This window comes from Streptomyces mexicanus (genome assembly GCF_902506575.1).
Classification (GTDB): domain Bacteria; phylum Actinomycetota; class Actinomycetes; order Streptomycetales; family Streptomycetaceae; genus Streptomyces; species Streptomyces mexicanus.
In genome coordinates, this window is the sequence record NZ_LR732557.1 from 1 (window position 1) to 13,645 (window position 13,645).

The 13,645-nt window shown below is 72.0% G+C and carries 8 protein-coding genes and 1 pseudogene; 6 read left to right on the forward strand and 3 right to left on the reverse strand.

Features of this window, described 5'->3' with window-relative positions; translation table 11 throughout:
• Positions 1–233: pseudogene (locus GV126_RS35970) on the reverse strand (sigma-70 family RNA polymerase sigma factor); the annotation flags it as partial.
• A gap of 478 nt (positions 234–711) precedes the next feature.
• Between GV126_RS35970 and GV126_RS32250 the strand changes: the two are divergent.
• From GV126_RS32250 to GV126_RS32260, 3 genes are read left to right on the forward strand one after another with little or no spacing between them, the layout of a single operon-like run.
• On the forward strand, positions 712–2,526 hold the full coding sequence (locus GV126_RS32250; RefSeq protein ID WP_159674481.1) for a DUF4357 domain-containing protein: 1,815 nt from the start codon (positions 712–714) through the stop codon (positions 2,524–2,526).
• Between the two features lie 8 nt (positions 2,527–2,534).
• Positions 2,535–3,773 (forward strand): McrC family protein, encoded by a 1,239-nt coding sequence (locus GV126_RS32255; protein WP_159674483.1) that lies wholly within the window; start codon positions 2,535–2,537, stop codon positions 3,771–3,773.
• Positions 3,774–3,808: 35 nt separating this feature from the next.
• On the forward strand, positions 3,809–5,944 hold the full coding sequence (locus tag GV126_RS32260) for a UvrD-helicase domain-containing protein (RefSeq protein WP_159674485.1): 2,136 nt from the start codon (positions 3,809–3,811) through the stop codon (positions 5,942–5,944).
• On the opposite strand, the gene GV126_RS32265 is transcribed toward GV126_RS32260, so the two are convergent.
• Together GV126_RS32265 and GV126_RS32270 are read right to left on the reverse strand one after the other, a co-directional pair.
• Entirely contained in the window at positions 5,937–7,619 is a 1,683-nt protein-coding gene (locus tag GV126_RS32265) for an N-6 DNA methylase (RefSeq protein WP_159674487.1), read from the reverse strand. The two genes, GV126_RS32260 and GV126_RS32265, sit on opposite strands and share 8 nt — an antisense overlap.
• Positions 7,620–7,845: 226 nt before the next feature.
• Entirely contained in the window at positions 7,846–8,199 is a 354-nt protein-coding gene (locus GV126_RS32270; protein ID WP_159674489.1) for a trypco2 family protein, read from the reverse strand.
• Between the two features lie 91 nt (positions 8,200–8,290).
• Between GV126_RS32270 and GV126_RS32275 the strand changes: the two genes are divergently transcribed.
• The 3 genes from GV126_RS32275 to GV126_RS32285 all read left to right on the forward strand — a co-directional run bounded on the left by GV126_RS32275 (position 8,291) and on the right by GV126_RS32285 (position 13,575).
• Positions 8,291–9,616 (forward strand): S1 family peptidase, encoded by a 1,326-nt coding sequence (locus tag GV126_RS32275; protein ID WP_159674491.1) that lies wholly within the window; start codon positions 8,291–8,293, stop codon positions 9,614–9,616.
• Entirely contained in the window at positions 9,603–11,981 is a 2,379-nt protein-coding gene (locus GV126_RS32280) for a serine/threonine protein kinase (RefSeq protein ID WP_159674493.1), read from the forward strand. Before GV126_RS32275 ends, GV126_RS32280 begins: the two co-directional genes overlap by 14 nt.
• 193 nt (positions 11,982–12,174) lie before the next feature.
• Positions 12,175–13,575, forward strand: a complete 1,401-nt coding sequence (locus tag GV126_RS32285; protein WP_159674494.1) for a vWA domain-containing protein — start codon at positions 12,175–12,177, stop codon at positions 13,573–13,575.
• The last annotated feature ends 70 nt before the right edge of the window (positions 13,576–13,645 follow it).

A 13,645-nucleotide genomic window follows, 5' to 3' on the forward strand; every position in this document is an offset into this window, starting at 1 on the left:
GGGCGGGGGCGGGTGATCGGGAAGGCCGCCGCCAACTCACGTGCTTCGGCGGGGCTGAGCCCGTGGAGCCGCACGACGCCCTCGTGGGCCAGCTTGCCCACGGTGCCGTCCTCGTCGGCATAGCGGGCCAGCATGCGCCGCGCCTGGGCGAGGCGTTCGGCCGCCGCGCTCATGACGGGCGCGGGCCCGGCAGCCGGGTCGGCGGGTGCCCTCGGGGGCTGTCCCTGTCCCATCGCCCTCGGCTCCGTGGTGGCGACACCTCCCGCGGAGGAGGTCCGGCACCGTTTCCGGCGCGACGGCCTCACCCGCAGACCGACGGCGGCGAGTCCGTGGCGCAGCCTGCGCTGCTGCTCATCGCTGGTGAGCCCGAGTCGTACCGCTTCCTGGGCGAAATCCCGGTGACTGACGACGCCGCCCCGAGAAGCCGAGCGCCTCAGCCTCTCGATGACCGACGGCAGTTCAGCCTCAAGAGCGCGCCGTGCGGCCTCGGTCGTTGTGTCCCCACCCATAGTGCCCCCCACTTGAGCGTTCGAGAGCCCGGACATCCGGTGACCGGTCGGCCGGGCACAGACACGACGATAGACCCGGCGCGTTTACACCGTCAACAGATTGCGACTCATTTGTTTACTTGCTTGATTGAGGGTCACTTGACGTCGTCAACAGATAGAGTGAGAGCCTCATCGCAAGCCTCGCCCACCTCCAAGGTCGCCCATGCCTCAGCCCGAACTTCTCCCCGGCACACCCGAGTTCCGCATCAAGCTGCCCAAGGACGGCGGCGAGGCACGCGGACATCTGCTCGCCGAGTTCGGTGGCAACGGCACGTACAAGTTCCTGCTGCGGGAAGGGTCCGTCGTCGCCGCCGAGGCCTGGCCCGGTCTCGGTGACCACGCTCGACGCATCCGGGCGGACCTTCGGGCGAGTGGCATCCTCGTCGACGCCGCACCCGACCCCGACCGTCCGCACGCGCCGCGCCGCTGGGTGACCACTCGGGACATCGAGTGCAACTCCTCCTCTGCCGCCGCCGCGCTCGTGTACGGCTATGACGCCTCCGGCCCCGAGTCCTGGCGCACCGCGGAAGGCCATCCCCTCGCCGACTACCTGTCCACCGGATGGCGCTCTCCGCGCAAGGCATGGCTGGTGCGCGGATCCAACGTCTCCGGGCACAACCTGGTGCGGCAACTGTGGCTGAAGGAAGGGCTGGTCTCCCTCGCGGCCTCGCACCTGCCGCCTCTGGAGGAAACAGACCCCACCAAGAGCACGCTGCGCCGCTTCGTGGAGGAGGCGTACGAAGGCGCGGCCTCGTACAACCAGAAGCGCGGTCTTGTCGACGAGTTGCACGCCTTTCTGACCCAGATGCGCGTCGGCGACACCATCGCCACCATCGCGGACGGGTGGCTGCACGTCGGGCGGATCACCGGCGACGCCGTGCAGGCTTCGTCACCGGGCGGGTTGTCCAATATCCGGCGATCCGTCGCTTGGCTGCCGAAGAGCCATGCCTACGAGGAGCTGCCGGAGGAACTGCAGCAGAAGCTCTCCGTACAGCACGACGTCGTCGACCTCACCGGTGTTCTGGAAGCGCTTGACGAGCTCAGCGCACCGCAGGGCCCCACGACGCCGGCCCCAGGTGAGACGCTGGAGGTGGAGCGGCCGGCGCCGCGTGAGCTGTCGCTGCCGCACATCACCGAGGCCTTCGCGGCCGACCTCCTTGTCCATGACCGTGCCTGGCTCGAGGAGATGCGTGAACTGCTTGTCGACGAACGGCAGCTCGTCCTCTACGGTCCACCCGGCACCGGCAAGACGTATCTGGCGATGAGGCTGGCCGAGTACTTCGGCGGCGGCCCGGAGCAAGTCAAGATCGTGCAGTTCCATCCGTCGTACGCCTACGAGGATTTCTTCGAGGGGTTCCGGCCCCTGGAGGACCCAGAGACGCACGAGGTCGCCTTCAGGCTGACCGCAGGCCCGCTCCGGGAGCTTGCCGATCTCGCCTCGCGTGAGGGGAACAGACACATCCCGCACTTCCTGATCATCGACGAGATCAACCGGGCCAATCTGGCGAAAGTCTTCGGCGAGCTGTACTTCCTTCTCGAATACCGGACGAAGTCAGTCCGTCTCACCTACTCCGGAGACGACTTCGCGCTGCCCCCCAACCTCTTCGTGATCGGCACCATGAACACCGCCGACCGGTCGATCGCCCTGGTGGACGCGGCGATGCGCCGCCGCTTCGCGTTTGTGGAGCTGTCCCCGCGCGCCGAGCCGACCGCCGGCCTGCTCGGCCGCTGGCTCCGCCGCGAGGGCAAGGACCTGGAGCCTGCCCGCCTCCTCGACGCCCTCAACGCCCGCATCGACGAGGCGGACTTCGCCATCGGGCCGTCGTACCTGATGAAGCCGGGCGCCTACCGCGACGGCGGCCTGGAGCGGGTCTGGCGGACGAAGATCCTGCCGCTGCTGGAGGAACACCATTACGGCGAGGGCATCGACGTCGTCGCGCGCTACGGCCTCGACGCCCTGCGTGAACAGCTCCGGTGACGGCGCCCATGAGCGAGGTCTCCCTGCGCGAGTACGGGCCTGCCGTATCCGTCCGGCTGAGCTCCGAGGCCGGGCGTGCTCTGGCCGCTTCGGGAATTCTGCAGAGTGCGGTACCCGACCCGGGCCGGGAAGGACACTGGCTCCTGCGAGCCGGCAGCCGGGTCGGTGCCGTACGCACCTCCGGCGGCACGGTCGTAAGGATTGTGCCCAAGACACCGGTGACCCGGCTCTTCTTCCTGCTCGGGTTCAGCCTCGACCCGGCAGCCGCCTGGCGCGACAGCAAGGAGGGCTCCGTCGACACCGGCGCGTACGACGACGTCGTCCCCGCCCTCGCGCACGCCGTGGAGCGGCAGATCGACGGCGCTCTCCGGCAGGGGGTCCTGCAGGGTTACCGGGAAGTGCAGGAGACCGCACTGGTCATGCGTGGTCGGCTGCGCGAAGCCGAGCAGATCCGACGGCACTTCGGCCGGACACCGCCCGTGGAGATCGCCTACGACGCCTACACCGCCGACACCGCGGAGAACCGCATCCTGCGTGCCGCCACCGAGCGGCTGCTGCGGTTGCCGGACGTACCGGGTGCCGTCCGACGACGGCTTGCCCATCAGCGCGTACGCCTGTGCGACGCCCAGCCGCTGATACGGGGGCAGGAACTTCCGTATTGGCAGCCGTCACGGCTCAACGCGCGGTACGTGCCCGCGCTTCGGCTCGCCGAGGCCGTCCTGCGCGGCACCTCCCCGGAGCACCGGCCGGCCGGAGCCGACCCACTCACGGTGGACGGCTTCCTCCTGGACATGAACAAACTGTTCGAGGACTTCGTCACGGTGGCGCTGCGCGAGGCTCTTCGGGAGCACGGACTGACCGCCCGCCTGCAGGACCCCCATCACCTCGACATGGCCCGTCTCGTGCGGATACGTCCGGACCTCGTCGTGCGGAGCGGTGACGGCCGTACTCCGCTCGCCGTCGTCGACGCCAAGTACAAGGTGGAGAAGGGCGACGGTCTTCCCCACGCGGACCTCTACCAGGCTCTCACCTACGCCACGGTGCTCGGCCTGCGTGAGGCGCATCTGGTGTACGCGGCCGGGCGCCGGCCCGAACGGTTCCATGAGGTGCGCGGAACGGTGGGAAGGGACGGACGAGGGATGCGCCTCTACCAGCACAGCCTCGACCTCTCCCGAGAACCGGCGCAGCTCCTGACCAGCCTCCGGCAGATCGCCGGACGGCTGGCCGGGGACGCCGGCCACATGTGATCCTCAAGAACCGTCAGCAGAAAGGAAGAGACGTCATGCCCCGGCTCGCCTTCGCCCAAAGCTTCTGGGACGGCTACGACACCCTGGAGAAGCCGATCCGAGCCGGAGTACGCAAGGCCATGGCGAAGTTCCAGGCCATGAGCGTCGCCGAGCTCAACGCGGACAAAGGTCTGCACCTCGAATCCGTGGAGAACGCCCGCGACTCGCGCATGCGTACCATTCGCATCACTGACTTCTGGAGGGGCGTCGTCCTCGCCCCCGACGACGGCAGCGACACATTCCTCCTGGTCAACGTCCTGCCGCACGACGATGCCTACACCTGGGCGGCCAAGCGCCTGTACAGCGCGAACTCGGCCACCCGGGCCCTGGAGGTGCGCAACGCCGTCGCCCTGGACGAGCTCACACCGCTGTACGAAACGGCCGCACGCAACGCACCCCGACTGCTGTTCGCGGATGTCTCCGACGGCACTCTGCGCGAACTCGGTATCGACGACCAGGTTCTGCGCGCCGCCCGCTCCATAGTGGACAAGGCGCAACTGGAGGCGTTCGCCACGCTCCTGCCGGAGGACCAACTGGAGGTGCTCCAGTACCTCGCTGAGGGATTCAGCCCCGACGAGGTCTACCGGGACGTCGTGGCCGTCCGCCGCCCCGCCGACGCGCCCGCCGAACCTGTCGAGGACCTGGCCACGGTGATCGCCAACACGTCGGCGCGTATCCGACTGGTCACCGGACCGCAGGAGCTGGAAGAGATCCTGGTAAAGCCCTTCGCGGCCTGGAGGGTGTTCCTTCACCCCTCCCAGCGGCGCGTCGCCTACCGCGCCTCGTACGGCGGTCCCGTCCAGGTCACGGGCGGACCTGGTACCGGCAAGACCGTGGCGGCCCTGCACCGGGTCAAGCACCTGCTCGGCCGCTCCGACGACGGCCGCATCCTCCTCACCACTTACACGAACGCGCTCGCCACGGGACTGCGTGACATGCTCGGTCTCCTGCTCGACGAGGACGAGAAACTGCTGGCGCGGGTGGATGTGACAACGGTCGACGCTTTCGCTCATGGCATCGTGCGCGCCGACTCGGCTGCAGCGCCCAAGCCCCTCGGAGACCGGGAGCAGCGGCAGTTGTGGGAGAAGGCGGTCAAGCAGCTGGATCTGCCGTTCAGCGCCCAGTTCCTGGCCCAGGAGTACCGGCACGTCATCCTCGGTCAGAACCTGCGCGATCTCGACGCCTACCTCGGCGCGAGCCGCCGGGGCCGCGGAACCGGTCTTGGTCCCACGCGCCGTCGGGAGGTGTGGAGAGCCGTGGAGCGGTTCGAGCACTTCCTGCGCAGCCGCGGCGCGACGACGCACCTGCGCATCTGCGCCCGCGCAGCGGAACTCCTCGCCGACGGCCCGGCCCCGTACGCCCATGTCGTCGTCGACGAGGCACAGGACCTGCACCCCGCGCAGTGGCGTGTGCTGCGGGCCGCCGTCACCCCCGGCCCGGACGACCTGTTCGTCACCGGCGACCCGCATCAGCGGATCTACGACTCCCGGGTTTCGCTCGGCTCGTTGGGCATCAGCACGACCGGCCGGAGCTTCCGGCTGCGCGTCAACTACCGGTCCACCGAGGAAATCCTCGCTTGGTCGGCCCGTCTCCTCGCACCCGTCGACGTCGAAGCGCTGGAGGGCGAGGGAACGGACTCGCTGGCCGGGTACCGCTCGCTGCTCCACGGTCACCGGCCCCAGGTGCAGGGGTACGCCACTCGGCAGGAGGAGACCGAGGCGCTGGTGGAGCGGGTCCGGACGCTGCTCGCCGAGGGCCTCGCACCGCACGAGATCGGCGTGTGCGCGCGCTTCAACCTCTCCCTGGACGCGGCCGAAGACAAACTGAAGGCCGCCGGCGTCCCCGTGCTGCGGGTCAAAGGTCAGGTCGCGCAGGGGTCCGAGGGCGTGCGACTTGCAACGATGCACGCGATGAAGGGGCTGGAATTCCGCGCAGTGTCCGTGCTCGGTGTTGCCGAAGGCTCCGTTCCGTTCAGTCGTGAGATCACCCCGCGGGAGGCGGACCCTCTTCAGCACGAGGCCGACCTTCTCCGTGAGCGCTGTCTGCTCTTCGTCGCCTGCACACGTGCTCGCGAAACCCTGAGCGTGTCATGGAGCGGGACGGCCAGCCCGTTCCTTTCGCACCTCAGCTGATCGACCGCACGGCCCTGGTCCCACCTTCCGGTGCCAGGGCACCGGTCGCGAGCCCGTCGCGGGCCACCTCGGCAAGCTGCCGGCTCAGCTCGTCGACCTTACGCATTCCCTCCTCGAACTCGGCCAGGGCCCGGAAGGCAGAACCATATCGGCGCTGATCGTCGATGCCCATGCGCGGGATGCGTGCGCCCTTGCCGTCGAAGCGGTACGTGCCGCTCGCGCTCGTGGACCTGCGGGCGTTGGCAGAGCTGCGCAGGAAACCCTGCAGATAGTCCGTGTCGAGCTGCTCGCTCGCCGAGACCGGCTGCTGACCGTCATACGCCACGAGCCCGGCACGGGCCAGATCCGCGACGCTGGTGGTGGCGCCGTCCAGCGAACCCGGCCCGCCGCCCGCAGCGAGCTCGGGCAGCAAGGAGGCCAGTCGACGGATCCGGTCCTCCAGCTCCTTGCGCAGGGCCGCGTACTCGCCGGGGTAGTCGCGACACCGGGGGCGGAGATGGCTCCCGGGTGTCAGATCCACCGTGTCGTCGAGGAGCTGAATCAGGGGTACGTCGACAACCTGGTCAGGACGTGGTTCCAGGTCCCCGTCGGGACTGTTGTCCGTCAAGTCGACCATGCGCACCGTGCGATGGGAGTCCGCTGCTCCCGTGTTCTCTGGACGTTGCAGACACCACAGGTGGACAGGCAGAGCGTGCGAGGTCGCCGTACCCGGGGGGAGGGCGACGATCTGCCGCACGATACCCCGGCGTACGAGCTCCGCTCGGATACGGCGCCCCGCCTTTCGGTAGGCGACCGAGGCCGGCATCACCATGAGAACGTGGCCGCCGGGCACCGTGTGCGCGTAGGCGTGCTGGAGCCACGCGAGCTCGCCTTCGGCCTTGGACGGTGTGCCGAGGTCCCAACGAGAATCGAGGAGCAGTTCGTCCCGCCCCCACTCGGTCACGCCAGCCGGAGGGTCGCAGACGACGAGGTCAGCCTTGAGGTCCGGCCATTTGTCCGCGCGCAGTGAGTCACCTGCCACGATGTGCACGCCTGTCCGACCCAGAAGGTCTGCACGGAGCTGCGCGAAGCGGGCGCTGTCGGAATCCATCTCCTGTCCGGTGCACCGCGTGCCGGCTTCTGAGGCGACGGACAGGAGCAGCACCCCGATACCGCAGGCGGGATCGAAGACAACGGCGCCGGGCGGCAGTTCGGGAGCGAAGCGGCACACGGCACGCACCACCCGCTCGGGCGTCACCTGGTCGGAGCCGGCACGCCGAGCGGAGTCCATGAACCGTTCGGTCAGTCCGTTCACAAGATCGGCGGGCGAATCCGTTCGTGCGAGCGCCTGCACGCGGTCGACGATGTGGTCCGGCACTGTGATTCCGGTTTCTCCGGACAACAATGCGGCGACCTGGGCCAGGCCCACTATCATCTGCTCCCCGTATACAGCCCGCATGGCCTGCCACAGCTCGACCTCGGGTGAGACCTCCTGCCCCTTACGTTGCCTGTCCAGCCATTCTTGGACCTCTGCGAGCGCGTAGAGCGGGCTGTTCGCGGCGCCTCCCGCGGGCGCGGGAAAGTCGTCATAGCGCCGACGCCAGTTGGAGACGGCAGCCCGGGTGACTCCGGCCAGCCGAGCGATCTCGGCGCCGGTGACCAGCGGCCCGACCGATGAAGCGGCAGTGTCCGTCATGCACCCAGCGTACACGGGTGGGTAATCACCCTCCAGAGGGCGACCTGTTGACAACGCACACAGACCGTCTGTCCTCCGCACTCACAAGTACACGATCCTGGCTCTCACCGGCGCGGCGCCGCCGGCCTGTCCGTGCAGGCGCGTCGGCAATCCATGTGCGCGGCTCAGCGGGCACCACGCGCCCTCCCCGGCTGGGCACAGTGCCCGCTGGTCCGTCGGACAGCACCTACCCCCGCGCCAGCGACCCGTCCTGCGGCCCCGCCGGGCGGTGGGGCGCGGCGGGGGTCTCGCGGCTCACCTCGTGCTCGTGGCCGCCGGGGCCGGGCAGGGGTTTGAGGTCGACCTGGATGCGGTGGGTGGAGTCGTGGCTGACCGAGCCGCCGAGCCGGGCCTCGACCACGCCCAGGCGCAGGCCCGCGCCGCCCTCGCCGGCCCGGTGGAACTGGACCGCGAACTCCAGGCTCACCTTCTCCACGGTGAACCGCCAGTCGCTGCGTGCCCCTTCGGCCTGGGCCCGCGCGAGTTCCGCGCGGACCGTGCCGATGGCCTCCGCCAGACCGATCGGTGCGGCGTCGCTCATGTCAACCCCCCGATGTTTTCCGTCGATCGGCCGGTCCGATCTCCGTCAGGAGTCTAGGGACCGGAGAGGCCCGCGCGTAGGGTGAGACAGCATGGGGGAGCTGCGTGCGGACTGGAGACTCAGGGTGCGGCGGGGCGACGCGCACGGCCCCGTCTGTGGTGCCGGCGTGCTCGTCGACCAGCACACGGCGCTGACGTGCGCCCATGTGGTGCGCGATCCGAGGGCCGTGATGTGGCTGGAATTCGCCGAGAACGGTGAGCTGGAGCCGGTCGCCGCGCGCGTGCCGCCCGGCGGCTGGCTGCCCGACGCTCCGGGCGGCGGCGAGGACGTCGCCGTGCTGCGGCTGGACAGTCCGCGCCCGCGGGCGCGCCCCGCCCCGCCGGACCGGCGCCTGAGCGTCGGCGCGGAGGTGTTCACCACCGGTTACGCGGAGGCCTTCGACGACGGCGTGACGCTGTGGGGCCGTATCGGTGGCGTCAGCGGCGAGCGGGTGCAGCTCGACGCCCGTACCAAGGCGGAGGTGGTGCGGGCGGGGTTCAGCGGCGCCGGCGTGTGCACCCGGCCGACGGAGGACCGGCCCACCCGGGTGGTGGGCCTCGTCGTCAGCTGGCGCGGTGACACGCGCGCCCCGCTGCCCGAGGACAGCCGGATCGCCTTCTCGTATCTGGTGCCCGTGCGGCGGATCGCCGAACTGTCCCCGGTCGTCGCCGGGTTGAGCGACCCGGCGGCCTGGGACCGCCCCTTCGAGGACCGGGTGCGGCGATGGTTCGCCGATCCGGACGAGGGTCCGGTGAAGGTGTCGGTGGTGCCGCCGGGCAGCGGCAAGGAGCGCTCGCTGCGCCACCTGGGCCACCTCGCCGACGTCGTCCACCGCGGCGGCGGCAGCAGGCCGGACCTCGCCGACCACGCCCTGCGCCACGTGCCCTACCCGCCCGGCGCCTACCTGGCGTACTGGGACTGGCTGTGCGGTACCAGGCCCCGGCCGGCGCGGGCGGCCGAGCAGGCTCCCGTGCGGCCCGTGACCGTGCTCGTGGACGGCGTGGACGCCGAGCCCGAGCCCGGCTTGCTGATCGACCTCCTGCAGCGGTTACGGACGCTGCGCTTCCGGCAGTTCCTGGTCTTCCGCCACGAGGGCGGCACCGGCTGGGCGGCCGCCCGCGACCGGCTGCTGCGGCCGGCGCTGCTCGACCACGCCGACACGCTCCTCGACCGGCTGCACCACGCGGAGTTCAGCCGGGCGATCCGCCGCGGTGTCGTGGACAGCGCCTCCCTGAGCGCCGCCACCCAGACGGCGGACGTGCGCCGGGCCGAGCGCCGCCGGATCGAGGCGCTCACGGACCCGCAGGAGCAGCTCGGCGCCCTGCACCGGCTGCTGGGATCCCTGCGCGCCGACCTGAGCCGCCATGCGGACCGGTGAGGCACCGCCCCGCCCGGCCCGCGCGGGCGGGGCGGCCGCGGGGAGCGAGGAGGAGACGGCGCCCTGCCGGCACCGGCGCTTCGACGGGGCTCCCTGCGGCGGTCCCGTCCTGCCCACCGGCTACTGCGCGGACTGCGGCCGCGCGCAGGACGGACCGGGCCTGCCCGCCCTGCCCGAGGACCCCCGGCAGCTCGGCCCGCGCGACCTGCTCGCGCTGCCCGAGCGCGCGCCCCGCCCGCCCGCGGCACGGCTGATCCGTCCCGAGGGGGCGCTGCGCATCCGTATGGTCTGCTCGGCCGCCGACTGCGGCATCACGCTCGCCCCGCCGTACACGCAGGGGCCGGTGCCGATCAAGGGGTTCTGCCCGGCGTGCGGCGAGCGCTACTCCTACGAGCCGGAGCTGACCGAGGGCGACCTGCTGCGCGACCAGTACCGGATCATGGGCCCGATCGCGCACGGCGGCCAGGGCTGGGTCTACCTCGCCGAGGACACCCACCTCGGCGACGTCGTCGCGGTCAAGGGCCTGCTCAACCGGTACGAGCACGACGGCGCCCGGCTGGCCGACGTCGAACGCCGCAATCTGGTCGCCATCCGGCACCCGCGCATCGTGCAGATCCGCGACTTCGTCGCCCGCAGGGACGACTCCGGCCGGATCACCGGCGGCTACATCGTGATGGACGACGTCGGCGACGGCACCCTCGCCAAGGTCGTCGAGGAGACCCGGCGGGGCGAGCGGGTCCTGGACATCGAGCATGTGGCGGCGTACGGCTGCCAGATCCTGGAGGCCCTGGCCCATCTGCACGCCGGTGGCGAGAAGGTGTTCGTCTACGGGGACATGAAGCCGTCGAACGTCGTGCACCACGGGGACGGCGTCAAGGTGATCGACCTGGGCGGCATGCGGGAAGAGGGCCAGACCCGGCCGCCCGCCCACGTCACGCCCGACTACATGGCGCCGGAGACCGCGGCCTCCGGCCTGCCGACCGTCGCCCACGACCTGCACACCGTCGGCGTCACCCTGCGGGAACTGGCCCGCTGGGCCGTCACCGTGGCCCCCGGGCTGGGCACGGCCTCCTTCCGGCACGTCGTCGAGCGCGCCGTCCGCCCCGACCCGCACCGGCGCTTCACCGACGCCCGGGAGATGGCCGGCCAACTGCGCGGCGCGCTCCGGGAGATCAGGGCGCTGCGCGGCAAGAGCGACCCGCCGGAACCCTCCGACTACTTCCGGCCGTCGCCGCATCTGCTGGGCGCCCGCCTCGGCATGGTCCCGGGCATCGAGCACTGGCTGGACCGCCCCCGCCGCGACCGGTACGCGCCGCCGGTGGCCCCGGCCCTGGACCTGGGCGCGCCCACGCCCACCGAGATCGCCGGCTGTCTGCCCGTGCCGAGGCGGTATCCGGGCGATCCGCAGACCGCCCGGTTCGAGGTGAGCAGCGGCTACGACCCGGACCGGCTCCTGGACCAGGAGGACGAAAAACCCCGCTCGGTGGAGATCTGCCTGCACAACGTCCGCGTCCTGCTGGGCCGCAACACCTGGGAGGACCTGCGCCGGGCCGAGGAGGAGCTGGACATCGCCGACTCCATCCCGGGGCCGTCCGCCGTACGCCGCTGGCGGCTGGAGTGGCACCGGGCGCTGGTCGCGCTGCGCCGCGCGGGCCTGTCCGGCGACCCGGGTCCGGTCGCCGTGGCCAAGGCGCACTTCGTGCAGGTCGGCCTCGAACTGCCCGGCGAGTACGCGCCCAAACTGGCCCTGGCCTACTGCACCGAGCGGCTCGGCGACGACGCGGCCGGACCCACCGCCCGGGAGCTGTACGAGGCGGTGTTCGCCCGCAACCCCGCGCACGGCGGCGCCGCACTGGGCCTGGCCCGGCTCGCGCTGCGGCGCGGCGACCGCCGGGCGGCCCTGGACGTGCTCGGCCGGGTCCGGCCCGGCACCCTGGACCACACCGTCGCCCGGATCGCCTCGCTGCGCATCCGCGCGGCCCGGCTGCCCGGTCAGCGGGATCCGCTGCCGGCGCCGGGCGAGGTCGACGCCGCGCTGGCCGAGCTGCGCGGCCTGGTCCGGCTCGGCCCGGGGGCCGGGGAGCCGAGCCTGTCCGAGGACGAGGCGCTGCGGCTGAGCACCGAACTGCACGAGTGGAAACTCGACGCGCTGCACAGCCTGGAGGACCGGCCCGGGCCGGCCGGCGGCGGCACCGGGCGACTGGACGCCCGCCGGCTCAGACGGCTCTCCGGCCCGGAGCGCGCGTTGCGCCGGCAGCTGGAGTCGCACTACCGGCAACTGGCCGTCCGCCACCGCGAGTCGGTGGCCGCCCACGACCACCTGGTGGACCTCATGCACGCCGTACGGCCACAGACCCTGCTGTGAGGGGTGAGGCCGCACGGCGCCCCCGCCGTGCGCAAGCTGCACGGAAGCCGTCCGCAAGCCGTCCGGAAGCCGTGTGGGGGCCGTGTGGGGCCGTACGGAAGCCGTGTGGAGGCGGTCCGGAAGCCGTGTGGCGGCCGTCCGGAAGCCGTAGGGAAGTGAACGAACGCGCAGGGAAGGAGCGGTGACGCCGCACATGAGCAGCAGCCCCACCCGGCCGCCGCAGCCGGGCATCCGCCTGCATGTCGACCTCGACCACGACGTGCGCCCGCACCGCAACGCGAAGATCGAGGCCCATCTGCGGGTCGACGTGGACGCCGACGGCGTGCCCACCGACCTGCCCGCGGTCGAACTCGCCGTGATCATCGCGGTGGACGTCGCCGAGGCCAACCGGGCGGCCGTACGGCACGCTCTGCCGGCCGCGCTGAAGGCCCTGCCCGACCGCATCTCCTTCGCCGTGCTCGGCAGCGGCCCCGAGCCGGTCCTGTGCTATCCGCGCGGCGGCGAGGAGTGGGCCGTCGCCGACCGGGAGCAGCGGCGCCGGGCCGTCTTCGTCACCGGTTCGCTGCCGCTGCACCGCGACGGCCCCCGGCCCGCCGGGTACGCCCCCTGGGTGGCCCGGGCACGGACGCTGCTGGCCGACCGCCCGCTGTCGGTACGCCATCTGGTGCTGATCACCGACGGCAGCAGCGCCGCCCGGGGCACCTCTCGCGCGCTGGCGGACGAACTGGACCGCTGCGCCGGGCAGTTCACCTGCGACGTGTTCGCCGTGGGCGCCGACTGGGACCCGGACCCGCTGCTGACCCTGGCCGAACGGCTGCACGGCAGCGCCGACTTCGCCGACGGCGGTCTCGACCGGTCGATCACGGCCGCCATCCAGCGGCTGCGCCGGGTGCACGCGCCGCTGCTGCCGATCGACGTGACCGTACGGCCCTGTGTGCGCCAGGTCTCGATCAGCGAGAAGGCGCCCCGGCCGCACCGCCTGGGCGGGCTGCCCCAGCCGGGCCGGCCGATCCGGTGGAGCTTTCCCACGTACCAGTGGGAGCAGGGCCGACGCGACTACCTGCTCACCCTGGTCGCCGACGCCGACGGTGACCCGCTGGAGACCACGCTGCAGTTCGCCATGGTCTCCATCGGCCGCCACGTCCACCATCCCGTCGTCGCCCGCTGGCACCTGCCCGAGTCGTCCCCGCCGCAGGCCGCGGCCGGGGCGGACTCCGTCCGCGCCCTCAACGCCACCGGCCGGATGCGCGGCGCGCTGCGCAAGGGGCTCGTCGCCCTGGAGGCCCACCAGCGCCGGGCCGCCGAGGACTGGCTGGGGCAGGCCGCACGGCTCGCCGCGCGGCTGGGCTCGGACTGGGTGCTGGAGGAGATCCGCACAGTGGCCGACGTCGAGGACGCCGCCGCGGGGCGGGTCCGGCTGCGGCCCGTGGACGCCCGCTCCCTCGGCCCGCTGATCCTGCGTGCCGTCTCCGGTCCCGGCTCGCTCCCGGCCGACGCGGTGCTCGCCCGACCGGGCCCGCGCTGCGGCGCGTGCGGCACCCCGGCCGGCGGCGAGGCCCGTTACTGCATCACCTGTGGGGAGAAGCTGCTGTGAGACGGGCACACGCCACCGCGCCGCGGACGGACGGCGCCGGGGGACGGGGAGGAGCCGCGGGACGGGGAGG

Bases quoted from the DNA above. Each gene is read 5' to 3' on its own strand.
- GV126_RS32250 (WP_159674481.1), top strand. From the start codon at position 712: ATGCCTCAGCCCGAACTTCTCCCCGGCACACCCGAGTTCCGCATCAAG.
- GV126_RS32255 (WP_159674483.1), top strand. From the start codon at position 2,535: ATGAGCGAGGTCTCCCTGCGCGAGTACGGGCCTGCCGTATCCGTCCGG.
- GV126_RS32260 (WP_159674485.1), top strand. From the start codon at position 3,809: ATGCCCCGGCTCGCCTTCGCCCAAAGCTTCTGGGACGGCTACGACACC.
- GV126_RS32265 (WP_159674487.1), bottom strand. From the start codon at position 7,619: ATGACGGACACTGCCGCTTCATCGGTCGGGCCGCTGGTCACCGGCGCC.
- GV126_RS32270 (WP_159674489.1), bottom strand. From the start codon at position 8,199: ATGAGCGACGCCGCACCGATCGGTCTGGCGGAGGCCATCGGCACGGTC.
- GV126_RS32275 (WP_159674491.1), top strand. From the start codon at position 8,291: ATGGGGGAGCTGCGTGCGGACTGGAGACTCAGGGTGCGGCGGGGCGAC.
- GV126_RS32280 (WP_159674493.1), top strand. From the start codon at position 9,603: ATGCGGACCGGTGAGGCACCGCCCCGCCCGGCCCGCGCGGGCGGGGCG.
- GV126_RS32285 (WP_159674494.1), top strand. From the start codon at position 12,175: ATGAGCAGCAGCCCCACCCGGCCGCCGCAGCCGGGCATCCGCCTGCAT.